Source organism: Clostridium transplantifaecale, from assembly GCF_900626075.1.
Lineage (GTDB): Bacteria > Bacillota > Clostridia > Lachnospirales > Lachnospiraceae > Otoolea > Otoolea transplantifaecalis.
In genome coordinates this window covers 387,721-411,554 of record NZ_UYZY01000004.1, presented here as the reverse complement: position 1 = coordinate 411,554, position 23,834 = coordinate 387,721, and the positions used below count along the sequence as shown (strand labels likewise).

Annotated in this window: 24 protein-coding genes; 6 read left to right on the top strand and 18 right to left on the bottom strand. The window is 45.9% G+C overall.

The features are described 5' to 3' along the window. Positions 1 to 674: 674 nt before the first annotated feature. Positions 675 to 1,592 (top strand): glutaminase A, encoded by a 918-nt coding sequence (gene glsA / locus EJL91_RS16805; protein ID WP_125143237.1) that lies wholly within the window; start codon positions 675 to 677, stop codon positions 1,590 to 1,592. 50 nt (positions 1,593 to 1,642) lie between these two features. Next, positions 1,643 to 2,863 carry an Nramp family divalent metal transporter gene (locus EJL91_RS16800; protein ID WP_125143118.1) on the top strand — a complete coding sequence of 407 codons (1,221 nt, stop codon included), beginning with the start codon at positions 1,643 to 1,645 and terminating at the stop codon, positions 2,861 to 2,863. 204 nt (positions 2,864 to 3,067) lie between these two features. Here the strand turns inward: EJL91_RS16800 and EJL91_RS16795 are convergent, their stop codons facing one another. Beyond that, positions 3,068 to 4,012 (bottom strand): hypothetical protein, encoded by a 945-nt coding sequence (locus tag EJL91_RS16795; protein WP_125143236.1) that lies wholly within the window; start codon positions 4,010 to 4,012, stop codon positions 3,068 to 3,070. A 748-nt stretch (positions 4,013 to 4,760) separates the two neighbouring features. Between EJL91_RS16795 and EJL91_RS16790 the strand changes: the two genes are divergently transcribed. Continuing rightward, complete coding sequence (locus EJL91_RS16790) at positions 4,761 to 5,039, top strand: GNAT family N-acetyltransferase (protein WP_125143117.1); 279 nt, start codon at positions 4,761 to 4,763, stop codon at positions 5,037 to 5,039. 90 nt (positions 5,040 to 5,129) lie between these two features. Here EJL91_RS16790 and EJL91_RS16785 read toward each other — a convergent pair whose 3' ends face one another. The 4 genes from EJL91_RS16785 to EJL91_RS16770 all read right to left on the bottom strand — a co-directional run bounded on the left by EJL91_RS16785 (position 5,130) and on the right by EJL91_RS16770 (position 9,056). Further along, entirely contained in the window at positions 5,130 to 5,558 is a 429-nt protein-coding gene (locus EJL91_RS16785; RefSeq protein WP_125143116.1) for a protease complex subunit PrcB family protein, read from the bottom strand. Positions 5,559 to 5,720: 162 nt separating this feature from the next. After that, positions 5,721 to 5,990, bottom strand: a complete 270-nt coding sequence (gene spoIIID / locus EJL91_RS16780) for a sporulation transcriptional regulator SpoIIID (RefSeq protein ID WP_125143115.1) — start codon at positions 5,988 to 5,990, stop codon at positions 5,721 to 5,723. Positions 5,991 to 6,074: 84 nt separating this feature from the next. Continuing rightward, complete coding sequence (locus EJL91_RS16775; protein WP_125143114.1) at positions 6,075 to 7,703, bottom strand: amidohydrolase; 1,629 nt, start codon at positions 7,701 to 7,703, stop codon at positions 6,075 to 6,077. Positions 7,704 to 7,721: 18 nt separating this feature from the next. Further along, on the bottom strand, positions 7,722 to 9,056 hold the full coding sequence (locus EJL91_RS16770; protein ID WP_125143113.1) for a Na+/H+ antiporter NhaC family protein: 1,335 nt from the start codon (positions 9,054 to 9,056) through the stop codon (positions 7,722 to 7,724). A gap of 277 nt (positions 9,057 to 9,333) precedes the next feature. On the opposite strand from EJL91_RS16770, the gene EJL91_RS16765 reads away from it, so the two are divergent. Further along, positions 9,334 to 10,122, top strand: coding sequence for a helix-turn-helix transcriptional regulator (locus tag EJL91_RS16765; RefSeq protein ID WP_125143112.1), 789 nt, complete (start codon positions 9,334 to 9,336; stop codon positions 10,120 to 10,122). A 149-nt stretch (positions 10,123 to 10,271) separates the two neighbouring features. Here the strand turns inward: EJL91_RS16765 and EJL91_RS16760 are convergent, their stop codons facing one another. Then, complete coding sequence (locus tag EJL91_RS16760; RefSeq protein WP_125143111.1) at positions 10,272 to 10,511, bottom strand: hypothetical protein; 240 nt, start codon at positions 10,509 to 10,511, stop codon at positions 10,272 to 10,274. 208 nt (positions 10,512 to 10,719) lie between these two features. Between EJL91_RS16760 and EJL91_RS16755 the strand changes: the two genes are divergently transcribed. Then, on the top strand, positions 10,720 to 10,938 hold the full coding sequence (locus EJL91_RS16755; protein ID WP_125143110.1) for a helix-turn-helix domain-containing protein: 219 nt from the start codon (positions 10,720 to 10,722) through the stop codon (positions 10,936 to 10,938). Between the two features lie 114 nt (positions 10,939 to 11,052). On the opposite strand, the gene EJL91_RS16750 is transcribed toward EJL91_RS16755, so the two are convergent. The 4 genes from EJL91_RS16750 to EJL91_RS16735 all read right to left on the bottom strand — a co-directional run bounded on the left by EJL91_RS16750 (position 11,053) and on the right by EJL91_RS16735 (position 14,905). Continuing rightward, a complete protein-coding gene (locus tag EJL91_RS16750; RefSeq protein ID WP_125143109.1) occupies positions 11,053 to 11,697 on the bottom strand; it encodes a cysteine hydrolase family protein in 645 nt (214 codons plus the stop codon). A 157-nt stretch (positions 11,698 to 11,854) separates the two neighbouring features. Next, a complete protein-coding gene (locus EJL91_RS16745; RefSeq protein WP_125143108.1) occupies positions 11,855 to 13,183 on the bottom strand; it encodes a TRAP transporter large permease in 1,329 nt (442 codons plus the stop codon). Beyond that, on the bottom strand, positions 13,180 to 13,716 hold the full coding sequence (locus tag EJL91_RS16740) for a TRAP transporter small permease (protein ID WP_125143107.1): 537 nt from the start codon (positions 13,714 to 13,716) through the stop codon (positions 13,180 to 13,182). The genes EJL91_RS16745 and EJL91_RS16740 overlap by 4 nt, the downstream gene beginning before the upstream one ends. A 37-nt stretch (positions 13,717 to 13,753) precedes the next feature. Next, positions 13,754 to 14,905: a C4-dicarboxylate TRAP transporter substrate-binding protein gene (locus tag EJL91_RS16735; protein ID WP_243125417.1), complete on the bottom strand. Its 1,152-nt coding sequence runs from the start codon at positions 14,903 to 14,905 to the stop codon at positions 13,754 to 13,756. A 261-nt stretch (positions 14,906 to 15,166) separates the two neighbouring features. Between EJL91_RS16735 and EJL91_RS16730 the strand changes: the two genes are divergently transcribed. Then, positions 15,167 to 15,826 carry a GntR family transcriptional regulator gene (locus tag EJL91_RS16730; protein WP_125143106.1) on the top strand — a complete coding sequence of 220 codons (660 nt, stop codon included), beginning with the start codon at positions 15,167 to 15,169 and terminating at the stop codon, positions 15,824 to 15,826. A gap of 167 nt (positions 15,827 to 15,993) precedes the next feature. Here EJL91_RS16730 and EJL91_RS16725 read toward each other — a convergent pair whose 3' ends face one another. The 8 genes from EJL91_RS16725 to EJL91_RS16690 form a co-directional block, all read right to left on the bottom strand. Beyond that, positions 15,994 to 16,596: a class II aldolase/adducin family protein gene (locus tag EJL91_RS16725; protein ID WP_243125415.1), complete on the bottom strand. Its 603-nt coding sequence runs from the start codon at positions 16,594 to 16,596 to the stop codon at positions 15,994 to 15,996. After that, entirely contained in the window at positions 16,593 to 17,819 is a 1,227-nt protein-coding gene (locus EJL91_RS16720; RefSeq protein WP_125143105.1) for a Tm-1-like ATP-binding domain-containing protein, read from the bottom strand. The genes EJL91_RS16725 and EJL91_RS16720 overlap by 4 nt, the downstream gene beginning before the upstream one ends. Positions 17,820 to 17,847: 28 nt before the next feature. Next, complete coding sequence (locus EJL91_RS16715) at positions 17,848 to 18,666, bottom strand: N-acyl homoserine lactonase family protein (protein ID WP_125143104.1); 819 nt, start codon at positions 18,664 to 18,666, stop codon at positions 17,848 to 17,850. A gap of 339 nt (positions 18,667 to 19,005) precedes the next feature. After that, positions 19,006 to 19,644, bottom strand: coding sequence for a type I phosphoribosyltransferase (locus EJL91_RS16710; RefSeq protein ID WP_125143103.1), 639 nt, complete (start codon positions 19,642 to 19,644; stop codon positions 19,006 to 19,008). A 121-nt stretch (positions 19,645 to 19,765) separates the two neighbouring features. Beyond that, positions 19,766 to 21,643: a DNA helicase RecQ gene (gene recQ, locus EJL91_RS16705; RefSeq protein WP_125143102.1), complete on the bottom strand. Its 1,878-nt coding sequence runs from the start codon at positions 21,641 to 21,643 to the stop codon at positions 19,766 to 19,768. Positions 21,644 to 21,753: 110 nt separating this feature from the next. Then, complete coding sequence (locus tag EJL91_RS16700; protein WP_125143101.1) at positions 21,754 to 22,407, bottom strand: carbohydrate-binding family 9-like protein; 654 nt, start codon at positions 22,405 to 22,407, stop codon at positions 21,754 to 21,756. 39 nt (positions 22,408 to 22,446) lie between these two features. Then, a complete protein-coding gene (locus EJL91_RS16695) occupies positions 22,447 to 23,238 on the bottom strand; it encodes an HAD family hydrolase (RefSeq protein ID WP_125143100.1) in 792 nt (263 codons plus the stop codon). Next, the gene (locus EJL91_RS16690; protein WP_125143099.1) at positions 23,231 to 23,812 is read right to left on the bottom strand and encodes a xanthine phosphoribosyltransferase; all 582 of its coding nucleotides are present in this window, start codon (positions 23,810 to 23,812) and stop codon (positions 23,231 to 23,233) included. The genes EJL91_RS16695 and EJL91_RS16690 overlap by 8 nt, the downstream gene beginning before the upstream one ends. Between the last annotated feature and the right edge of the window lie 22 nt (positions 23,813 to 23,834).

The following is a 23,834-nucleotide window of genomic DNA, read 5'->3' as shown; positions in this document are numbered from 1 at the left end:
TATGTAAAATTATACTCTTATAATCTTAGAGTGTTTATTTTGATACTCTTTTTATATAGCCCAGGATGCCGTCAGCATGTAAAAGAATCACGACTATATCGTGGCCGCGACAATACCACCACCGCACTTGACAAAAGAGACAATCAGCCCCTGAAGCCGGCGGACGGGGCAATGACCTTCGCTGAGTCTTCAGTCCCGCCGACAACCTGCCCGGGGAAGGAAGGAGAAAACTTTCCGAAGGGGACCTTGGAATCCGCCGGTGCTTGATGAGGTATTTTCGAATCTAGCACCCGCTGCGCATTCCACCAGCGGAAGCGAGTCCCCGCAGGAATTTTTTCTCCTGGATTCCCCCTCACGACAACCTGCAAACCGGGACTGAAGACTCATACACAACCTCCCACTCCCCCGTCCGCCGTCTTACAGAGGCGTCCTCGCATCTCAACTAAATCCCCTTTTTTTGTTCACTCTGCTGAGTTTTTACCGCTTTTTCTGAAAAATTACACAAAACTAACAATGAATACGATAATTTTTCTTGACACGTGAGTATCAGTCCGTTATAATGACAATATAGTTATTAAAACGATATTATCATTTTCTTACCATTTGATTCCCGTTTCGGGAACAAATAACCGATGCAACGCAGCAAAAAACACAAGGAAGGTAATGTGACACGTATGGAAGAATTGTTGGAGCGTCTCTTGGAAGAATGCCGTTCCTATACCCGGCTTGGTGAACTGGCGGATTATATCCCGGAACTGGCGAAAGCGGATAAAGAAGACTTTGGCGTCTATCTGGTGAGCAGTGACGGCAAAGAATTTTCTGCCGGTGATTATAACAAGCAGTTTACCATCCAGAGCATTGTCAAACCTCTCCTGCTTCTACTGGCACTCATGGATAATGGAACCGAATATGTCAGACAATACATAGGTGTGGAAGCCACCGGAAAACCCTTTAACGCCATTGATTATTCAGAGCAGCTGATCCTGAAAGAACATATCAATCCCATGGTCAATATTGGAGCCATCGAGATGTGTTCCATGATTCACGGTGAGACCTACGAAGAACGGTTTGAGCGTCTTCTGGCCTTTACAAGAAAAATAGCCGGAAATCCTGAAATCAGTGTGGATCAGGCCGTTTATCTTTCCGAAAAGAAAACGGGAAATAAAAACCGTGCTCTGGCTTATCTGCTGAAAAGCTCAGGCATCATCGACGATGATGTTGAAGAGCTCCTTGACATTTATTTTCGCGCCTGTTCTATTCGCGTGACCTGCAAGGATTTGGCGAATATCGGTTTTGTTCTGGCTAACCACGGACGCGGCAAAAAGCCGGAGGAAGTTCTTTTTTCTGGACATCATGCCCGCTTTGTCAATGCCATCCTCACCACCTGCGGTATGTATGACGGTTCCGGTGATTTCGCGATTAAGGTAGGCCTGCCTGCCAAGAGCGGAGTGGGCGGCGGTATCATGGCCGTATCTCCCACGCGTATGGGAATCGGCATTTACTCACCCGGCCTTGATAAAAAGGGGAATAGCCTGGCCGGCATCCAAATGCTCGAAAAGTTAAGTGAAATCCTGTACCTCAGTATATTTTAAAGCTTTATTCAACTAATTCAAGAAACTACTTATGGAAATGGAGGCAGTACATGGAAAAGAAAAAAACTTATACTTTTAAAGAGAAATGTAAAGCTTTAGGCCCTGGAATCCTGGTTGTGGGATCCTTTATCGGCCCAGGTACCATCACCAGCGCCACGAAAGCAGGCGCCACTTACGGATACTCTCTTCTCTGGACCGTTATCTTCTCTGTCATTGCAGTTATTGTAATGCAGGAAATGGCCGCCCGTCTGGGAATCGTAACCCAGAACGGACTAGCAGAAGAGTTAGTCAAAGAACTGTCGGATCGCCCGCCTCTCAAATGGGCTATGATAGTCCTTGTTGCATCCGCCATCGGACTGGGCGGTGTTGCCTATATGGGCGGTGATCTTACAGGAACTGCAATCGGAATTTCTTCACTGACCGGTGTTTCTTCCCATATTATCGCACCTCTATGGGGTATCGGCGTTCTGATTCTGACAAGTATCGGCGATGCTGTCAAATCCCTGGAAAAACTCTTAAGCGTCTGTGTCAGCGTCATGGCAATCGTATTTGTTATTACCATGATCATTGTAAAACCAGACCTCGGAGAACTTTTTAAAGGTATTGTTCCGAATGTTCCTCAGAATGCTATTATGACCTGCGTGGCCATGATTGGTACTACCGTTGTACCATACAACATGTTTATCCATGCAACAAGTGCAAGGAAAACATGGCATAATCCGGATCAAATTCCGCTGGCCCGTTTTGATGTCACGATTTCCATGATTATCGGCGGAGTTATCACAGGCGCGGTTTTGGTCACAGCCGGTACCGTTATGCGCGGTATGAGCGTTTCTTCTGCAGCCGATATGGCGTACCAGTTGGAACCGCTCTTAGGTAACTTTGCAAAACCCTTCCTCAGCATCGGTTTAATCGCTGCAGGAGTTTCCTCCGCAGTTGTTACTCCGTTAGGCGTATCTTACGTATTTGCCGGACTCTTCCACTGGGGAATGGATAAAAAAGACAAACGTTTCTTTGCAACCAATATTATTGTTGTTGTAATCGGTATCATCGTTTCCGCTACCGGCTACAACCCGATTTCAATTATTATGATGGCTCAGGCCGTTAACGGAATCTTCCTTCCGATTATCGTTATCGCCCTGGTATTTATCACAAGCCGTACCCGTGCTATGGGACAGTATAAGAACAGCATGGTCCGCAACCTGCTGGGAGGATGTGTGGCGATTATCTCCCTGATTATCGGTGTCAGCAGCGTTATGTCCCTGTTCTAAAATGTTTTTGTTCTAATATATATTTCTGTTTTGATATGTTTCTTTTAAAGAAAAAAGAAAGCTTTGTGGGCTTTTCAGCGCCCTCAACGACGAGATGTCTACTCAGCTTTCTTTTTATCACCAATACGGTGTAAGGTCCGCCCTGCGGTTCCTGCACCGTATTTAATTTCCGATTTCCGCCAGTATCAGCCTCTCCGGCTCCCTCTAAAGCTCTTCCTTACCTGCGCTTTTTGCCATCTTTAATAAAAATCTCAGAACTAAAACAGCCGCCGCAATACAGAAAATCCCAACCGACACCTGGATTCCCCTTCTGATCATTTGCTTCAGCCTGTCCCACAATGTCGGCTCCGAAGTTTCCCCGTTCTCTTCCGCGCTGATGGGAACATCTGCCACCTCAACCGATTCCCCGTTTTCTTCGCTTTCCTCCTCACCCACTTCGTATGTCATAATCATACGGTAACGCTTGTAATCCGGCATCTTTACGACACCGCCATAGACGGCTGTACAGTCCCACACCTTCTTTCTGCCGCTTATCAGGGCATCCCGGCACATGTTTTCCTCCCCATCCCTGTATGGCTCTCCCTGCCAGATAAAATCATCCAGCAGACAGTCTTCCGGTTCCATCCCTATCTCCCTCAAAAGTTGCTCTCCTACTTCGGAAAGTTCCGGCCTGTCCTCCCGGTGGGGAATCCTGGTTTCCCCCAATATGTAATAGTCGGCTCCATATTCGTGAAATGTTGCAGTGAAGGAAAAGCCGGTCTGCCATCTTTCATCCGTGTATTCAACCCGTTCTAAAGAAAGCTCCGTTTCAAATTCGGTTCCGCTCTCTTCATCTCTCACCGTCATTGCCGCCGTATCCGGTATTGTATCTCCCCGGCTTACACCCTCGTAAACCGTCTGCCCGGACAGTTTTTCCGTGCGTCCTGAAACCGGCACGGCGGCAATCTCCTGTTCCTTTAACCGGTATTCTCTTCCGGCTTCGTCATGTATCAATTTCTCCGGCTCCGGTATCTCCCCGGGATCATCAAATACTTCTGAATATCTCTGTATGTTTTCCTGTGCCCAAGCCTGCCCTGCATCCTCCCGGCATAATAACACCGCCAGAAGACATATAATTCCTGCGTGCAAAACTTCTGCCTTTCTCCTCATCTTCACAGCACACCTCCGCGCCTTGTTCCTCTTTCGTAATAAGTTGTTTTGCAGTCAATCGCTCCGGATTGGCCATCTCAGGCGGGAGTTTTCCCACCCCCGCCGCACTTCCCTGCTGACAATAATTCCTGGATGTCTCCTGCCAGCAGAATATCATTTCACTGTATGCCTGTTCGAGCATTTTGTATTTCGTTATAACGTCCCTCCTCCCTGTTGTTTATTCCTGCCGATATACGGCTCCTTAAGTTTGCCGGAGACTGCTTTCGGATCCGGCTGTTTTTCAGTTGTAAAATACTTGTTGATTTTTCAGAAGTTCTTTAGAATTTTTGATTTACAGATATTGTAAGAAAAACCTGTCTTTCAAACGCCAAAGCGCCCGTCAAAACAGACTCCCTGTTATATATGCTTAAAAACAGAAAAAGGTTAAATATATTCATAAATGATTCTAAAACCATCATTCGTTATGGAAGTTCCCGCGATTTGCATTCTGGAATTCAGAATAGATTTTTTATCTGGAGCATGATTTTAAGATAGTTTGGTTATTATACACCAGCGGTTTCCAAAAAGCAAGTATAAAAAGTTGATCTGTCAGGAGTGATCTGTCAGGACGCCTCTTTAAAATGTCGGACAAGGACGGTTGATGATTCTTAAGTTCCTTTGCCGTTCTCATTTCTCAATTGCAATTGCTATTTGAGTTCCGCCCGTATATAATATTTATATCGTATTTAAGAAACGGAGGAGTACAAAGATGGATTTTACTTACAGTCCCAACCGAATCTCCCTGAAGGGTGAGGATGAGCAGATGCTTGCCGAGGTAACATTCCCGGCTATTGATGAAACTACCGTGGATATCAACCATACCTTTGTTGATCCGTCCCTCAGGGGACAAAATGTAGCGGACAGCCTGATGGGCGCTGCTGCGGCACAGCTGCTGGCCGAGGACAAGAAAGCCGTGCTAACCTGCTCCTATGCCGTAAAGTGGTTTGGAAAACATCCCGAATACGGCAACATTCTGAAACAGGATTGACAGCTGGCAAACACTCAAGAAAAAAGACAGTTGGAAACGTACTCTTACATTTCCAACTGTCTGCTTCGTTACGGCGTATGATCAGTTTTCCTACTTGAACACCACCGGTTCTTCCATAAACGGCATCTTCACCACAATAAACGGGAAGGAGGCCTCCGGACCTGTCTGCTCCTGTTTTTCCGGTCCTTTCAGTTCAGTCCTGATCGTGATGGAGTTTTCCGTCAGATACAGCTCCGGAACGGCAATGCTGTATCCACCCGACTTCTGCTCACCATATCCGGCTGCTATGTAAAGATCCTGCCCACCCGAGTATGTCAGTCTGAAAGGTTCCTTTTTCTTCTGCTCGATTATTTCCTGAAGCTCCTGCGGTATCTCGTTTTGACCAACTACCGTGAATTCCAGATCACGGACTTTCTCCTCTTCCTTCTCACCGCCGCATCCGGCCATCAGAGCGGCTGACAGAAAGAGCGCTGCGGCCAGAATGATGCCATACCGCTTACCACTCAGAATTTTTCCCATAAAAAGCTCCCTGTTCTTTTGGTTACTATCATTCTATTAGAAAACTTTTCCTTTTATTACCTTTTCGTCCCTAAAGCCGTCTTTTCCCACGCTTCTTACAGACTGAAAGGCCGCACACCCTGCCGGTGTACAGCCTTTCAAAACTTACGCTATATGATGTGCCTATTTCCTGCTGCATGCCTGAAGCTGATGCTGATATTTTTCCTTTGTAGCCATGCCCCCTCTGATATGGCGTTCGGCCTTATTGATATCCAGAACCACTCTGGCCTGTGCTGCCAGAGAGGGATTGATATGCTCCAGGCGATCAGTAACATCCTTATGTACCGTTGACTTTGAAATCCCAAATTTCCTTGCCGTCTGACGCACTGTTGCATTGTAATCGATGATGTAATTCGCTATAGCTACCGCCCGCTCTTCAATATATTCTTTCAAAAGGTTGCCCCCTGAAATCATTGTTTTTACAATGTATGCAGGGTCTTAGCCAAGTATGAATACACAGATACTAATTATTGGCTGTTATTTTTCAAATACAATCCTGCCGTCCATCATGGTCATCACAACAGAACATTTCAGGATATCATCCGGATTTAACTCAAACAGGTTCCTGTCTATTACGATAATATCAGCATATTTTCCCGGCTCCAGTGTGCCCAGTTCATCCTCGCGATCGTATGTATTGGCTGCATCGATAGTATATGCCTTCAGTGTTTCCTCCAGCGTCAGACATTCCCATGGATTATGGCTGGCCGGGCTGCCATCCAGGTTCTTTCTCGTCACCGCCGCATAGATTGTTGGGAAGGGGTCAAAGCCAACAACTGGATAATCCGTGCCGAATGCCAGTTTTCCGCCTGCATCCAGAATACTTCTGAATGCCCATTCGTATTTAACCCGCTCTTCTCCCATTCTCAGGATCTGCTCATCCGCATCCAACAAAAGATGCATCGGCTGCATGGAAGGAATTACATCCAGTTCTTTGAATCTTCCTATATCATTCGGATTAATATTTTCTATGTGTTCCACCGCATTTTTCAAATGAAGTCTTCCATTCGCCCTGATAGATCCCTCATATAAATCAAGTGCCATTCTTACAGCGCCGTCCGAGATACAATGGATTCTCACCTGGAATCCGGCTGCATTTGCCGCATTAACCGATAACTGCATCTCCTCCTTAGGCACCAGCGGAACTCCAATTCCGCAGCAGTCGGGCTTATCACTGTACGGTTCAAGCGTCAGTGCCGTATAGGTTGAGGCCACCCCATCAATAAATCCCTTAATTCCCTGCATTCTGAGTTTGGGGGAATGGAATTCCTTCTTATATTCCAGAGCTTGGGTAAAATCGGTATAACCAGCAAGTTTTGTATACAGATGGAGCCTGGCCGTCAGTGCCCCTTCTTCCTCCAGCTCCTTTATGATACGGAAATTTCTGAGCGTCTTGTCCGTATAATCGTTTGCGGTCATTTCACTAATTGTCGTAATGCCGCAGGAAGCAATTTCTTTAAGGAAATCTCTGTGTACCTCTTTCATCTGCTCTTTGGGCAGCTCCATCACCTTATCCATCGCAGGCTGATATGCCTCCGGTTCGAATAAAAGACCACTCAGTTCCCCATTTTCGAAAGTGCCAATCTCACCGCTTTTAATTGGCATATCTGCATAAATCCCGGCCTCCTCAAGCGCCTTCGTATTGCACCAGATTGTATGGATATCTGCACTGAGAAGATATACGGGCCGATCCGGAATGACTGCATCAATAGACCGCTTGTCCGGAAGCGGTGCGTTCCCCCAATAAGATGGGAACCACCCGAGACCGATAATTCTGATCTCATCAGGATTGTTATCTGCAAATTTTTTGATCATCGCGATGCATTCCGCCTCTGATTTAGAATTGGTAATTTCCGTGCAGACATGTTTGCTGCCGAACATTCCTCCCATAAAATAGTGGACATGTGCATCTACAAAACCGGGCATTATCATTTGCTCCCCATAATCGACAACTTGGGTATTTTCCCCTACGCAGCCGGGAATCTCATCACCGTGGGTCACCGCAAGAATTCTGTTTCCTTTAACCGCAACAGAACCCGCGAAAGGTCTACTTTCTCTGCAATCATAAACCGCTCTGCTTTTTAATAATTTATCTGCAAATTCCATATTTTCTCCTCTCCTTTCCTATCCGATAAAGCCTGCTATTGTAAAGAGAACGGCCGCTATCACCGCTCCCGACAAGACATAGGGCGCAATGGCCTTAATCTGGTTCACATTAGGAACTCCCGTTCCAGCAGCCGTCATAAATACCGCATCCGAGTAAAAACAGAACTGGCTTCCAAATGCAATCCCCGACATAATGGCCGCAATAATCAGGGAAGGATTCATTCCGAAATTCAGCGCCATCGGCACAAATATCGGAGCTACGATCACAACCAGAGGCCAGAAGCTTCCCGATGCAAAAGCAATAAATGCAACGAGCAGAAATGCGATAACCGGTAATACCGTAGCCGGTATCAGCGCACCCAGAATATCAATCATATATTCCGAAAAGCCCAGATTCGTATTTACAGCCGTCATCATGAACGCCAGCGCCACGACAAAGCTTACACTGGCCATGGAATAAATTCCATTAAACGCAGTTTCAATAAACTCTTTTGGAGACATAATTTTCTGACCGATATACAGCACTGCCTGAGCAACTAACGCCGCCAGAAGACCGTGAATCAGTTCATTATCGCATAAAATCATCGTGACAATCAGCACCAGCATTGGGAGTAAAAAATTAATTGGAGAAGACGGAACTGCCCCGTCGGTTTCCTCTGCCCTTGCTTCATCGGAAGGCACCAGCGTTGAACCGCCTGCCGCCACTCTGTCATACGCCTCTTTCATTCCTCCCAGTTTGGGCAGCAACTCATAGCCGAATAAAAGACATATAATCAGTGCAACTATCGGGTAAAACATAAAGGGAAGAGCCTTAACATAATCGGAAAATTCCAATCCGTAATCCTTGAAAACGCCGATTCCAAAGGCTGCCCAACTGCTGAACGGAATCAGTACGCAGACACAGGAGCCGGTACAGTTGACCGTGTATGCCAAATGTTCCCTCGGCACCTTATATTCATCCGTTATATTTTTCATAGCGGAAGATACTGCCAATGCGTTTAAATAGTCATCGATAAAAACGATTACGCCGAGAATCCAGGTAAATAATAAAGCTCTGTCTTTGGTGCTCGCTGCTTTCCGAATCATATTTCTAAACCCCAACATTGCACCGGATTTTTCCAGCAATGCAATGAGCGCGCCGGAACCTACGAGAATCAGAAGAATGAACTGGAAAGAACCATTTGCCAGAGCTTCATACATAATGTTGATATAGCCCGTAAAAAATCCTTTCCCATACAAAATGACTGCGCCGATAAATGATGAAAGTAACAGCATTTCCGGCATTTTCCTAGTAATTGTGGCCCCCACCAGCAATACTACAATTGGGATACACGATAAGATACCAAAACCCATACAAATACCTCCTCTTTTTTTCCCTACTTATATTGCAACTAATATAAAACTGGAACCGACTTATTATGTAATAAAATACCATTTTTTTATTAAATTGCAATATGTTGTAATTTATGCTACAATATTTTCTGTAAATAATCAATTATTATTTTATAATTATTTTATGTAATAATTATTTTTTATTTAAATAAATAATTATTTTCTATACTTAAAATACTTAATTTATACTTAAATAATTATCAGTTCGGATGCTTTTTCAACCTGGGGGGGAATTGTCATGGAACTTAATGAATACTGCCTGTTGAATGAATTAATATACTGTATCTATACAGAAAAAAATTTCGAGGCGCTATGCCGGATCTTATTGAAACGTCTGAAACATTTTATTAAATGCTCCTATGCCAGCGTTCTTTTAGCCGATCTGAAAAATGAAGGTCATCTCTGCCACCCCATTTGTGAGCCCGAAAGCTTTATCGAGGCGGAAAAGCGTTATCTTCAGTACGAGGAGCAGGATCACCTTCTCTGGATGAGTTACTCTCCACAGACTATGGTATTCAGGGACAGCCAGGCTCTCTCAGATTCGAAGCGGCTGTCCTCCAGAATCTACAGGGACTGCTACTCTCACTATGATATTTTTGATACATTGCAGATGAACCTGACCTATAATTCTCATTTTCTGGGATGTGTGACTCTCTATAGGACAAAACATGAACCTCAGTTCACCGATCTGGATGTACTGTATCTGAGACTTCTCAGCATTCATCTGAACGGTGTATTCTATCAGCGTTACTATCTGGCTTCTTCACCAGAATTCCAGAATGATGTTTCGACTGAGAAACATAATTCACCAAGCGGCGGTCAAACTCAAATTCACTCACTTCTTACAAAACGGGAGCATGAAATTGCAGACCATGTCCAGAAAGGCCGCAGCAATGCAGAGATTGCCGAAACATTGAATATCACAGAGCACACGCTCAATAAACACCTGCAGAATATCTACAGAAAATTAAATATTTCTTCCCGCTGGGAACTGCTCTCATACCTGAACTACATTTCAAAGCAATAGCAAAGCATTCAGGTCAAAATTAATGCGGATGTTTTACCTACTTATTCTTGTCCTTAATAAAACCACCCTAAATAAAAAGGAATTGACCCAAAGCCTTCCAGGCAATGTGTCAATTCCTTTTTATTGATTGGCAATGAAATAACCAGTTTTCACCAGTCAAATTTTTGTCTTGGTTTTTTATCTTTAAATGACTTTTTAGCCGAATTCAGTGATTCCTCAATCGCTGTAAACATCTTTTCCACCTGTTCATCCGTGTAGCTGTACTGATTTTTATTAGACAGATTCTCCAGACGCTCAATTGCATCAATAACTTTATTCACACGCTCTTTCGATAAACGGAGGAAATTTTCATTTTTCCTGTCGGTTTCCTTTTTTTGCGGTTCAGCCATGTTATTATCCCTTCTTCTTCGTTATCGTATCGGTGCCTGCAATTGGAATTTCTGATAAGTCAGTCCCTCTTTTGTCTAGAATTATAGTCATAATAATGACTATAGTCAAGAATAAAATAGAATTTTATCCTAATAATATTAACCCCTGTGTTCTCTTTTTCTTTGATATGAAACGGCAAAAATTCTGCTAAGAAAGAAGGTATAATAAATGATTGACTATGGCCCGTTCTGGAAAACACTCATGGCCTCTTCCGAATCAACTTATACTCTTATTACAGTACACCGCCTTTCCAGCGGTACAATCGACCGCCTGAGGAACAATAAACCAATGACCACCACCACTATTAATGATCTCTGCCGGATACTGGACTGCCGTATTGAAGATATCGCCGTATATATTCCTTCCGAGTCGGATCAACAGTTATAAAATACGAAAAAGAGACCAGTCTGCTGAACTACCCCCAAAATTGTCTTTATGGGGGCCATCTCACGCAGATGGTCTCTTTTAGTGCCCTCTTACCGTTCCATACAGACTGTCCGGCTATTCAAGCGCTTCCAAAAACTCCTCATAACTCATCAGTTTCCCAATCTTAGGGAAGATCCATTTCTCGCAGAAGTCCTGCTCTTCCTGTGTGTCGGTAGCCGTGCAGTCACCGAGTACAATTACGCGGTATCCCTTATCATAAGCCGATCTGGCCGAAGATTCCACACACCAGTCCGTGTGGAAACCGGTAAATACCACATATTCAATCTCATTCGCCCTCAGATAATAGTCAAGACCTGTGGAATGGAATGCATCCAGTGTTTTCTTACCCTCCACAATCACGTCGCCAGGCTGCGGGGTCAGTTCTTTGATGATTTCCGGTCCCGGAGTGCCGCGGAGCCAGGCTCCTGTTCCCCAGTCTGCTTCCATGTCCATTTCAAGGCCCCGGAGTCCTTCGCAGGCCGGTCCTCCCTTTTTTAACTCCGGAAATCCGGGATCAAAGGGATGGAACGGACAATAGAAAATCTTCGCCACTTTACCGCGCGCCTGTGAAAGCAGATCCTGAAGATTTGCAATTACATTTCTCTCTGCAAGCTGCTCCTTGATATGGGCGTACATGGTGCCGCCCTCCGTCAGAAAATCATTCTGCGGCTCAATCAGGACAATCGCCGTCTTCTCTTTTGGAATTTTCATATTTGCCATATATAACTCCTCTCATTAGCGGCAGCTTAAAATGGCTCCGCTTTTTTTTCTTTGTCTTACCAGAGCTTTACACTCATTGGGTTATACCTGCTTACTATGCTCCGCCTGCTATACCATATCCTCTGTCTATGTCTCCCACACGATATCTGTCCCTCTCCTACATGGCATTGGGCAGGAACAGCACGAGCTGCGGTAAGAATACACAGCATAAATCCACAATGATAATCGCTACTAGGAACCACATGGAACCGGCAAATATCTCATTTACCGTGATGTCCTCCACGCCCTCCATCCCATACAGCGACGACTTGACCGTAAATACATTCATTCCAAACGGAGGCGTAATCATACCGGTCTCGATCGCAATAATCATAACGAGTCCGAACCACACCAGATCATACCCCAAATCCGCCATAATCGGGCACATCAGAGGCGTTGTCAGAAGCAGGATGGAGGTGGAATCCAGGATACAGCCAAGTATCATCAGGATGACGATAAACAGGATAACCACTCCAATCGGAGGCATATGTAAACTCTCTACAAATCCTCTGATGACATTAATTACGCCGCACATTGCCAGTGTTTTCGAATAGGTGGATGCCGAAACCAGAAGAATCAGTACGCTTCCCGAAGTGGAACCGGCTGAGAGCAGCGTCTCCCAGAAATCTTTCCTGTTAAACCGTTTCTTGAAAACGACAATCAGGAAAGCGCCGAACGCTCCCACCCCGCCCGCCTCGGTCGGTGTAAAGAAGCCGCACCAGATGCCTCCGAGTGAGATTATGATAAGCAGCACAATCGGCCATGGGCGGAGGACGATTTTCCAGAAATTCTTCTTCTCATCTTCCGTCAGCTCTTCCACCTCGGGAATGTAATCCGGCTTCACATGCGCCACCGTAAGAATTACAATGATAAATGCGATGGTCATAAGCACACCTGGGACTACGGCTGCCACAAACAGTTTTCCGATGGATACGTCCGCCTGTGAACCGTAAACAATCATAAGCAGGCTCGGAGGAATCAGCATTCCGAGAATAGCAGAACCGGAAATCGTTCCCAGCGCTATCTTCCTGTCATATTTCAGCCTCAGCATCTGAGGCAGGGCAATCTTTGTAAATACTGCTGCCGAGGCAACCGTTACGCCGGTGATTGCCGCAAAAATCGCATTAGCCACCACCGTGGCGATTCCGACGCCGCCGCGCACCTTTTTCAGAAGGAGGCTGGCCGAATCATACAGATCCTGGCTGGCACCGGACAAGTTGGCCAGCAGGCCCATCAGCACAAACAGCGGAATTACGCCAAACATATACTGTCTGACCGCACCCCAGGCCGACTGGCTCAATACATTCATGGCAGTGGAGAATCTCCCTGTAAACAGGAATACGCTCAGGGTGCTGGTAAACATCAGAGAGGTGCTCAGATGCACGCCGCAGAAAATCAATACCAGCAAAAGGATCAGCGAAAATGCTGCAACAACGCCTGTACTCACCGCTTATTCCCCCCTTCTTCATAAATTTTTTTTCCTGTGACAAGCCTGTAGCCAAATTTAATAATCTGGTCAATAAATTCCAGGATCATTAACCCGGAGCCAAAGATAATCGCAAATCTTCCCGGAACCGTCGTGACACGGAACGAACCCGCAATCTCCGCCTCGCCGATGCTGATTGCATGGAGCAGGTTTCCCCAGCTCGCCTTAATGATAAACGAATATACGAGAATACCCAGAAATGCCGCTATGATATCAATAACCAGCTTCCCCTTTGTCCCGACCTTGTCGTAGAGCATCGTCGTCCGTACGTGTGCCCCCTTTACCGCCACGTAGGGAATTTCTAAAAAGCACACAATGATGATGATGCTCGAGACAATTTCCGCTGTACCCACAAACGGCTTATTAAGCAGTAAGCGGCTGAGTACATCTGCGGTGATTAAAATCATAATTATAAAAATGGATATAGATGCAATTCCATCCATAATGCTCAGAAAACGCTCCAGCATTTTGTCAATTTTTCGCAGAATGGCCATGTATTCATCCTTCCTTAACAATTCCTTTTTCTGTCAATCAGTCTGCAATATTCCAGTCGCGTACTCTTTCAATTCCCTTTGATTCGAGAATCTGGTAATATTTCTCGACAATCTCGGCTCCTTTGTACCCTGCATTGTCCAGGTTCTTTACAAGGCCGTTAACAATATCCGGTAAGCTGGCCGCCCATTTTTCCTGCTCTTCTCTGCTCAGGGTAACGATGGTACATCCTTTTTCCTTTAAATCCGCCAGATCTTTCTCATGGATTTCATTAATATAATTTGCCTCATAGTCCAGATATCCCTCTCCCACTTCCGTGAGAATAGCCTGTACTTCTGCCGGAAGGTCTTTCCATGTATCCATATTGACCGTAATTGCGTTAAATGGCACTACGTTAAAATTGGCATCCAGATAATAAGGGGCAACCTCATAAACCTTTAAATTGACACAGGAGTGTGTCGGCTGTATCGTTGCCTGACAAACGTTGGTCTGCAGGTTCTGATATGTATCGTTTAAAGAGGTCTGGACACCTACTGCTCCGGAGCCTTCAATCCATGAGAGGTTGATGCCGGCTGCCCCTATCTTCATTCCCTTTACATCATCCAGTGATTTTACTTCCTTGGTACTGTAAAAACCGTAAGGATCCGACACCCCGATACCAATAAACTTCTGGTTATAATCTGACTCATAAATAGAAGTAAATTCCGGATACTCCGCATACATCTGCTTAATTGTCTCCGCAACCACCAGTGGATCGGAACAGGAAAACGGCATGCTGTAAACCATATCCTGAAGCGGAAGCCTGGATGCCTCAAACACAAGAATCGTACAACCGATATCCACCAGGCCGTCCTGTACGCCCTGAAGCTCATTACCCAGGGAAATAACGGAACCGCCGTAAGATTTAACCCAGTCAATCTCATAATTTGTCTCTGAACTCACGCGTTCTGAAACATTTTTAACAAAATAATTTTCCAGCGCCGTAATCCATGGATTCGATTCCGAATGACCGGATCCAATCCTCAATGTGATTTTTTCCTTCTTTTCTGACGGAGCCGCTGTTTCCGAGCCTCCCTGTTCAGCCGGAGCTGCTGTCTCTTTCGCCTGTGTACTGCTGCTTCCACACCCCGTCATCGTTGAAATTGCTACTGCTGCCGCCATCCCCAATGCAAATAACCTGTTTTTTTTCATCTTCTCCATCCTTTCTCAATTTGCCGTTACAACTTTTCCTTTTCCGTTGGACACCGGATATTGGATACATTTCTATAGGCACATTGTACAACTTATTGTATATATTGTCAATAAATAATTATTTTCTTGACAATATTTTATCTATATCTTACAATAATATTATTCAACATTGGATACATTGTCCAATCGATTGACAATGTACCTATTTTAGAGTATATTTAAATCTGAAAATTATTTCTAAATCAAAGAGGGGAGCCGCTTATGGAGAACACCACACCGTTAATCCAATATACAACCGTTTCTGATTCTGTTTATCTTTGGATAAAGAATGCAATCATTCAGGGGGATTTTAAACCCGGCGAACATATTGCCCAGGAGAGCCTTACACAAAAATTAGGCGTCAGCCGAACCCCCGTCAGAGATGCCATGAAACGTCTCGAGGCGGAGGGACTGCTGATTACCAAGCCTCATTGCGGAGCCGTGGTCTTTAAACTTTCCAGGGAACATCTCAATGAAATTTATGAGGTCAGAATTCTAATGGAACAATACTGCGCGGCCAGAACCTGCATCAAAGCGTCCGATGAAGACATCGATGCCGTGGAGGCTATTAACCTGCGCATGCTGAGCTTCTCCAACACTTCGAAAGAATTTATGCAGCTCGACCGTCAATTTCATTCTCTGCTCTGCTCCCTGTCCGGATGCACGAATACCGTAGAGATTCTGGAGGGACTCTGGAATAAATGCGATTCCTTCAAATCTATCTACTATTCCCTGGAGGGACGGGCTAATGACACTCTTTCTGAGCACGCCCGCATCATCCAGGGTTTGAGAAAGCGAAATATTTCAGCAACAAAAGAAGCAATCGCAGATCATCTGAAAGATGTTGTCAACAGCGTCGGCACTCATGTGAATTTTTCCTGATTTATCTGCCGGGAACAATTTTTCTTAATCTAAAAAGGTGTCTCTGATTTCTCCCGCTTTAGCGGAAATCAGAGACACCCTTTTCGTTGGCGGCTAATCTGTGCACCCATCATGCTGATTATCATTTACCGGCAATGGAAAATCCACAAAAATTTTCTTTCTCCGGTTTAATCCACGTGACTTTGGGAAAAAACAGAGATTTGCGCCGTCTCCTCTACCAGTTCCGCCAGATACGCAGCCTCTCTCATATTTTTTCCAACCGTCACCTGTCCGTGCCCCTTCAGTAAAAAGGCGTTAGCGCCGGGATTATCCTTAAAGAATTTAATAATCTGCGGAAAATATTCCTTTGGCACCGCATAGGAGTGGGTGTCGAACACCGGTACCACTCCCTTCAGCTTCATCTCAGAATGATGAGTGGCAAACTGAAGTTCCCTATGGCCTGCCGCCCATGCCGTAGCATACGGCGAATGACAATGCATAATGGCGCCTGCCCCCGCCACCTCCTTATAGATGGCTCCATGCAGCAGCGCTTCTTTAGAGGGCCGCAGCTCCCCCTGAATTATATTGCCGTCAAAATCGGTGATGACAACCGTATCGGGACCGACCTCATCAAAAGCGACATCGGTTCCCTTAACAAGCATCCAGTCTTTTCCCGGAATCCTGACACTCAAATTGCCGCCGTTGCTCATTTGGTAACGGAGCGCATAAAATTTAGATGCCGCTTGCCGCATGTCTTCCACCATTTTCATATACTCACTATATTTCATCATTTCTCCGTTCCGCTTAAAAGGCTCATCATTTCCTGCGCACAAATATGAGCAAACTCAGGATCACAGAAATTCAAATCATATGCTTTGAATTTGATTTCCGGTTTGAGTTCCTCCTCAAATATCTTTTTCATTTTCCGTATGGTTTCCGGCTTATGAAAGAATTCTCCCGGATAGCTGAGCGTACGCAGCCCTCCCATCGGAAGAACCACTTCTGTCCTTCCTGCGGAGCGGTTGAGCCGTAATGCAATCGTTCTGGTAATATCTAAAATCTCGTGTTCGTATAGACGGGTATGCGTAAGATCTTTATTGTGCCATACATATCCCCGTTCCTCCTGGTCATCGAACAGCTCCTCCGGGCGCAGACAGGCAAAGTCAATGCCTCCTGGGCATACAAGTGATGGTATTCCCATTTCCGCAGCGGCGCACAGCCGGTTTACGGCGCCTTTGCTGTATCCGTAATCACCAAAATACTCCGCCGTCATCTCATGCAGAGAAAGATCCATTACAGCCGTAACGACCCCTTCCCGGATTAGATCTTCCATCACCTTTCCCCCGATCCCAGTGGAATGGAAGCTGATCGTCTTTATTCCATTTTCCGCCAATTCGTCAGAGGCCTGCATAACAGTGTCATTGGTAATTCCCATCAGAGTGGTGCCAATGTACAGCTCCCCTTTCGTATCAATTCCCCTGCTTCCGTGGGTAACCATGCCTATCATAGCGCTGACCGTGTTTCCCAGCACAGCTTCACTGATCGGGTTCATTCCTGCAAAATCAACGATAGACGGAATTACGGCGATATCCTTATCACCTACTACCGTATCAAAACAGCGGGAACCGCTCGCAATTGTGGAACATATTATCTTAGGAAACCCGATGGGCAGCAGTCTCAGAGCTGCCGAACACACAACCGTATTCTGCAGTCCGCCCATCCCAATCACACCGTCTATTTGCTTTTGCTGATACAGTTTCATCACTGTTTTTGCTATCCCCTCTGTCATCGCGGAGATAGCTCCGCTCTTATCAAAGCTATGTACCTGCTCCCAGGTATAACCTCCTGCCGCTAATACCTCCTCGCGTGTTATATCGGCTTTTATAGGGATGCTGGGTCCCGTGCTGATATCCAGTATAAGCGGCTGGTTACCGCTTTTTATAATCTTTTCCCGCACAAATGTTATCTCGTGATATTTTGTATCACAGCAGGCTATAACCGCGATCACTGCCATATTCTCGAAGTCACGGTGACTTCTTCTTTCACCTGCCTTTCTCTTTCAGTCCAAGTACAGGCGTCGCGGCAGATCGTTCAAGTATCTCCCTGTCGTGGCATGTAAGAATCCGATCCAGGCTCTCCGCCCGCTCCTTAATAAGCTCAATACTCTTCCAGGTGGATACAATATCGGAAAAACGGTTGGGCGGAGTGATATCATAATGCAGTTTTTCGATTGGCTTCACATTATCCATGATAAAAATAGAATCACCACAGCAGATATATTTACCGGTCTCCGTGTCAATCTCAACGGACTGATGTCCCACAGAATGCCCCGGCGTCTCAAATACCCGCACTCCCGGCATGATCTCCGTCTCACCTTCGACGAGATTCATCTCAATACCCTCAAAAGGCCTGGTGATTCCAAGTTCCGGAGCTTCATAGGACTTGTAATACAGCGGAATGGGGTTCATTGCAAATTCATATTCTTTTCGGTTAACATAAAATTGGGCATTCGTGAATTTTTCCATATAAAAACAGTGATCCCAGTGCAAATGGGTAAACACTACAATATCAATGTCCTCCGGTTGATATCCCAAAACGGCCAGCTGCTCTGTGATCGCCATTCCTTCCGGCTGGCGGGAACCATGATGGTGATATTGATCGGCGCGTTCCGTGTATGCCATGCCGGTGTCTACCAGCAAAAGCTTGTCGCCCCCTTCTACAAGGTACGTAAAGACCGGATACTCCTCTTCCTGATCAGAGGCGTCCGGATAGAATGCCACCGTTGAATGGTGGTAAAGATACTGCTTTGGGATCATTGTCACAAAGCCTGTATTGATAGGTCTTATTGTTAGATTACTCATGTGATACCTCCTGGCTTTAATGGGGTATCCAATTGTATCCAGTGTCCAATATTATTATATCGAAGGGGAAAGGCTTTGTCAAGAAGATTTAGTTGAGGAGGCGGAAACGCTGCCGAAGGGCAAAATTGGCAACAAAAAGCACGCTCCGCGAACTTTTTATTGCCAATCACTCAAAAAAAGAGGACATGTTTTCTTACAACATGCCCTCTAAATCATATCGAAACAAACTTAACCAGTAAACCATACAGGTTATAAATCAAATTTTCCAAAATTTAATTCTTTGAGCCATTGATACCGGATTACACCTTGCAGTAAAATACAGAGGCGCGGCTATTACTCTTATAATAATGAATAGCCAAACGTGTTTACAAGCGCATCCAGTTTCTTTCCTGCCTTACACTGCGGGCAGTTTCTGTAGTCTGAATAGGCATAGTCCGGTAAATCTTTCTTGCCGAACACCGCTTTAATCGGAACTCCGTTAACCTCGTCAAGCGCGCTGAATATTGCCGATACTCCCATGAGGATGCCGTCATAGTACTGGATACACTCAACGGCTTTATTAACCGTAAGCCCTGTTGTTACCGTGGACATCAGAATCATCACGTGTTTTCCCCTGATCATCGGGAGCAGGTTCTCCCTGAAGATAATCTGGCTGTTGTTGTTAAATTCAGGACTTACAACGTAAACTGTCTTGTGTGCATTCATGGAGAGAAAGCCGCCCTTGGTCAGTTCTTCCGACAAAAATGCTCCGATTACTTCTGTCTCCTCCATACACACAATTGTATCAATCACCGTGTCATAGAGATACATGCTTACCAGATCTCTGGCCACTTCCTGGGCCTCGCTGGTTCTTGTCTTCATTGTAGTCATATCAATGTAGTAATTGATATGGGCGTGGTTGGTTGCAAAATGTCCCGGCAGTACCTTTAATGAAAGATCGGTTCCTGCTGTCTTAATCTTTGTATACTTATTCTCCATATAAACGCCCCCTTCATAAGAAAGTCTCAACTGTAACTTATCTTTATTATACTAAAAGCCCGGGACTATAACAAGATAAAATCTGTACATTTATGATTTTTTTATAAGATATCAGATATTATTAATTTATGACAATCGGATCAACGGCAGATTCGCGCACACATTCCAGGAACCTGTCCCCATACTTCTCATACTTAATTTCCCCAACGCCGGACACATTAAGCATCTCCTCCCTTGACTGAGGTTTCACAATACTCATATGGGTCAGCGTTTTATCAGAAAATACAATATACGGCGGGACCTTTGCCTCTCTGGCAATCTCCATCCGAAGTGTCCGAAGCTTTTCAAACAGCTTCTCGTCCTCCTCGGTAAATTCCGCGCCGGAAAGTCCGGCAGCAAAACCCTTGCCGTTTTTTTTCTTCTTCCCGCCTTTCTCTTTCGCTTCGTGTTCCTGCTCTTTTGCCATCTTCATGACAACAGCTTCCTCGTCATTCAGAACAGCCATTGATTTTTCCGTCAGTTTCACAAGCATGTATTCATCATTTGTTACCCGCAGATAATCGTTGAGAAGCAGGTAGTTCATCACCTGGCGCAGTTTAAATGCCGGCACCTTGGCGGCCGCAGCATACCATGCGTTCTCGTCCATGCGGTACTGCCTGATTTTAGCCGTGTTGGCTCCGCGGACCGTGTCAAGAATCACGTTCACGCCATATCTCTGCCTGCAGTCTTCCACACAGCCGATTATTGCTTTCGCCGTCTCCGTCACATCCGCCGTCTCAAACTGACTCAGACAGTTTGAACAGTTTCCGCAGTAATTTCCGCCGTACTCCCCGAAATAGCGCAGGATGTAATCCCTCAGGCATTCATTGGTAAAGCAGTAATATGTCATCTTGCGAAGACGATCGCGATCCCTTTCCTGAACCAGCTCTCTGGTCACAAAGTCGAGTTCCTGGTTGTCCTGGTTATTGTCAATAAAAAACTGGTTGGTAATCACATCCTGGCCACCATACAGCAGGATGCACTCGGCCGGTTCACCGTCTCTGCCCGCGCGCCCCGCCTCCTGATAATAACTCTCAATGTTTTTCGGCATGTTGTAATGAATGACAAACCGCACATCCGATTTATCAATTCCCATGCCAAACGCATTCGTTGCGATCATCAGATTCTTTCTGTCATAAATAAAATCTTCCTGGTTGCGTTTTCTCTCTGCGTCGCTCAGCCCCGCATGGTAACGTGTCACCTCAAAACCTTCATCGGCCAGCCTCTGGCTGACCTCCTCCACCGTCTTTCTGGTCAGGCAGTAGACAATGCCGCTCTGGCCCGGATGGCATTCTATGTAATTTTTCATCGTCGCATATCGGTCTTTCGGCGACTGTACCGAGAACCACAGATTCGGCCGGTCAAATCCGGTTGCCACCACCGTCGGTTCCCTCAGCATCAGGATGTCAATCACATCATCCCTCACTTCTTTTGTCGCGGTCGCGGTGAAGGCACTGATGACCGGCCTCTTCGGAAGCTTATCGACAAACTCCATAATCTTTAAATAACTCGGTCTGAAATCCTGTCCCCACTGTGATACACAGTGAGCCTCGTCAACGACCAGCATCGAAATCTCCGCGTGTGTGGCAAAATCAAGAAATTCCTCCGTTACCAGCCTCTCAGGCGCAACATAAATAATCGGATACCGCCCCTCTCTTGCATAGGAGAGCGCTTTATAATACTGGCTTACCGTCAGGGAGCTGTTCAGATACGCGGCATGAACGCCGGCCTGGTTCAGGGCTGATACCTGATCCTGCATTAAAGAAATTAATGGTGAAATGACTAGAGTGATTCCCTTCATCATCAGGGCCGGAACCTGAAAACACAACGACTTTCCGGCTCCTGTAGGCATAATTCCCAAAGTATCCTGTCCGGAGAGGATGCTGTCAATCAACGCTTCCTGCCCCTCCCGGAATTCTTCATATCCAAAATAGTGTTTTAATACCTGATATTTATCCATATAAAATTTCAAATCTCCTTTTCCGTCATCTGCATTCTGACAGAACATTTAAACCCTCTTTATCATATCATGACGGGAATAGATTTACTACTTTCTTTTTTGGGACGTTCTCATCTCTCAAATCCAGCCTCCGCAAAATAGGAAGGCAGATGGAAATCCGGAACATCGCTCTCTATCCTTGAATAGCTCATATAATGCTCAATCTCTGGGCTCTCGGATATCTTGTAGAAATTACAGCGCATCCGTGCTTCCCCTTCTCCTGCTGCCAGCCATTCCTCCAATTTTCTGCCCGTCAGTTCCTCCAGATACCATTCCGGTATCAAAAAATCCACCCTCCAGCCATCCCGGCCGATGACGGCGTTGCAGCGGCTTTCCCGGTATATCTGGTCCGGTACAAATTCCCTGTTTTCTTTGCCATAGCCATACTGGGCATACATTGCCGCATTGGCATTGAGTTCAAAGTTCAGATATAGGCACCTGCCGTCAATCTCCCCCGGTACGCCTCCCTCATGGACGGGAAATGCCAGGAATAATTCCAGGGCGCTGTCCGTCCAGACGGGTCCCTTGTGGTAGACATGGACTCTGTGAGGGTTTGTCTCCTCACAGGCCATACGGACCAGGAGTCCTTTTCCCTCCTGGTATCCCATATAGGCCCAGGCTCTGGGCTGCATTCTGCAGTTCCACTGAGTTTCTGTAATCTCTGCTTTCACGCAGGATTCTATCTCCACCGGAGATTTGATTTTTCTGATTTTGTATTCCTTCATCTTGTAACTCCCCCTGTCTATTGCTTGAATTTTTCCCTCTTACAGCATCCCCAATGTTTCAAGGGCATAAGCTATCCCGTCCGCTTCAACCGTCTTCGTCGTAAAAGTGGCGTAAGGCTCCAGCCCGCTGTCATGTTTTCCCATCAGCACCGAGTTGAGTGAATACTGAAACATGGAAAGGTCATTCATGCTGTCACCGAATACCCAGGCGTCCTCCTTCGCAATCCCGTACCGTTTTAGGATTGCTTCGATAGCCGTCGCTTTGGAATGGCCAGCCGGTATACATTCATAGAAATCCCCGCCTCTGTCTATCACTTCAAACTCGTCCTTCAGCGTGGCGAAGAATTCTTCTTTTCTGCTCTCTCCATCCGCCACAACGCAGAACTTTGTGATCTCATAGGAGTTGTCGTCCCATCCCAGAGGAATATAAGCACCCGCCGCTTTCAGAAGGCGAATCATCTGCTCCACCACGGGCATCCTGGATGTCCCATTATTGAAATAGCAGCCCTCGACTCCTTCCAGCACGCCGTCCAGCCCAAAGCGGATAATATCCTCCTTTAGACGCAACGCCCTTTCGGCCGAAACTCTTCTGTCATAGAGAATTTTATCCCCCACTGTAATGTAGGTGCCGCAGCCGCATAAAAGCCCGTCCAACTCTACCTCGCTTCTGATTCCCTCTGTCTGACAGTACGTCCTGCCCGTGTTGATAAACACAAGGTTTCCCCTCTGCCTGGTTTTTTTTAAGGCAAGTACCGCGCTCTGCGGTACCTGCCTTGTAATCTCACTGAATAATGTTCCGTCAATATCAAAAAATAGCGCTTTTCTATTCATTTCTGAACACGATCTCTCCTGTCTTATCGTCCATGCTGTCCACTATAGCCAGCGATTCCAGCCGGATTCCATTCTCACGGATACGCTTACCGCCTTCCTGGAATCCCTTTTCAATGACTATCCCGGCGCCTGCCAGCTCTGCCCCGGAATCCTTAATCAACGCCGTAAGGCCTTCCAGCGCCTTTCCGTTAGCCAGAAAATCGTCTATCACGAGGACCTTGTCCCCTTCTCCCAGAAACTCTTTGGATACGATGATGTCGTAAACCGTTCCGTGGGTGAAGGATTCCACTTTCGTGGTATATACGTCCCCTGCTATATTCTTGGTCTTCGTCTTTTTTGCAAACACAACCGGCACGTCGAAATATTCCGCCACAATACAGGCAATTCCGATACCGGACGCCTCAATTGTAAGGATTTTATTAATCTCCGTTCCTTCAAAACGTCTCTTAAATTCTTTGCCAATCTCTTTAAAGAGCCCTATATCCATCTGATGGTTTAAAAAGCGGTCCACCTTCAGGACATTGCCTGCTTTCACTACTCCGTCTTTGCGGATTCGGTCCAATAAGATCTGCATATGATATTCCCCACCTGCTTTT

What these genes read in the sequence shown, in the direction of transcription:
- glsA (WP_125143237.1), top strand. Translation starts at nt 675, where the DNA reads ATGGAAGAATTGTTGGAGCGTCTCTTGGAAGAATGCCGTTCCTATACC.
- EJL91_RS16730 (WP_125143106.1), top strand. Translation starts at nt 15,167, where the DNA reads ATGGAGAACACCACACCGTTAATCCAATATACAACCGTTTCTGATTCT.
- EJL91_RS16725 (WP_243125415.1), bottom strand. Translation starts at nt 16,596, where the DNA reads ATGATGAAATATAGTGAGTATATGAAAATGGTGGAAGACATGCGGCAA.
- EJL91_RS16800 (WP_125143118.1), top strand. Translation starts at nt 1,643, where the DNA reads ATGGAAAAGAAAAAAACTTATACTTTTAAAGAGAAATGTAAAGCTTTA.
- EJL91_RS16710 (WP_125143103.1), bottom strand. Translation starts at nt 19,644, where the DNA reads ATGGAGAATAAGTATACAAAGATTAAGACAGCAGGAACCGATCTTTCA.
- EJL91_RS16760 (WP_125143111.1), bottom strand. Translation starts at nt 10,511, where the DNA reads ATGGCTGAACCGCAAAAAAAGGAAACCGACAGGAAAAATGAAAATTTC.
- EJL91_RS16755 (WP_125143110.1), top strand. Translation starts at nt 10,720, where the DNA reads ATGATTGACTATGGCCCGTTCTGGAAAACACTCATGGCCTCTTCCGAA.
- EJL91_RS16740 (WP_125143107.1), bottom strand. Translation starts at nt 13,716, where the DNA reads ATGGCCATTCTGCGAAAAATTGACAAAATGCTGGAGCGTTTTCTGAGC.
- EJL91_RS16795 (WP_125143236.1), bottom strand. Translation starts at nt 4,012, where the DNA reads ATGAGGAGAAAGGCAGAAGTTTTGCACGCAGGAATTATATGTCTTCTG.
- EJL91_RS16790 (WP_125143117.1), top strand. Translation starts at nt 4,761, where the DNA reads ATGGATTTTACTTACAGTCCCAACCGAATCTCCCTGAAGGGTGAGGAT.
- EJL91_RS16735 (WP_243125417.1), bottom strand. Translation starts at nt 14,905, where the DNA reads ATGAAAAAAAACAGGTTATTTGCATTGGGGATGGCGGCAGCAGTAGCA.
- EJL91_RS16715 (WP_125143104.1), bottom strand. Translation starts at nt 18,666, where the DNA reads ATGAGTAATCTAACAATAAGACCTATCAATACAGGCTTTGTGACAATG.
- EJL91_RS16700 (WP_125143101.1), bottom strand. Translation starts at nt 22,407, where the DNA reads ATGAAGGAATACAAAATCAGAAAAATCAAATCTCCGGTGGAGATAGAA.
- recQ (WP_125143102.1), bottom strand. Translation starts at nt 21,643, where the DNA reads ATGGATAAATATCAGGTATTAAAACACTATTTTGGATATGAAGAATTC.
- EJL91_RS16690 (WP_125143099.1), bottom strand. Translation starts at nt 23,812, where the DNA reads ATGCAGATCTTATTGGACCGAATCCGCAAAGACGGAGTAGTGAAAGCA.
- EJL91_RS16765 (WP_125143112.1), top strand. Translation starts at nt 9,334, where the DNA reads ATGGAACTTAATGAATACTGCCTGTTGAATGAATTAATATACTGTATC.
- EJL91_RS16695 (WP_125143100.1), bottom strand. Translation starts at nt 23,238, where the DNA reads ATGAATAGAAAAGCGCTATTTTTTGATATTGACGGAACATTATTCAGT.
- EJL91_RS16785 (WP_125143116.1), bottom strand. Translation starts at nt 5,558, where the DNA reads ATGGGAAAAATTCTGAGTGGTAAGCGGTATGGCATCATTCTGGCCGCA.
- EJL91_RS16750 (WP_125143109.1), bottom strand. Translation starts at nt 11,697, where the DNA reads ATGGCAAATATGAAAATTCCAAAAGAGAAGACGGCGATTGTCCTGATT.
- EJL91_RS16770 (WP_125143113.1), bottom strand. Translation starts at nt 9,056, where the DNA reads ATGGGTTTTGGTATCTTATCGTGTATCCCAATTGTAGTATTGCTGGTG.
- EJL91_RS16775 (WP_125143114.1), bottom strand. Translation starts at nt 7,703, where the DNA reads ATGGAATTTGCAGATAAATTATTAAAAAGCAGAGCGGTTTATGATTGC.
- EJL91_RS16720 (WP_125143105.1), bottom strand. Translation starts at nt 17,819, where the DNA reads ATGGCAGTGATCGCGGTTATAGCCTGCTGTGATACAAAATATCACGAG.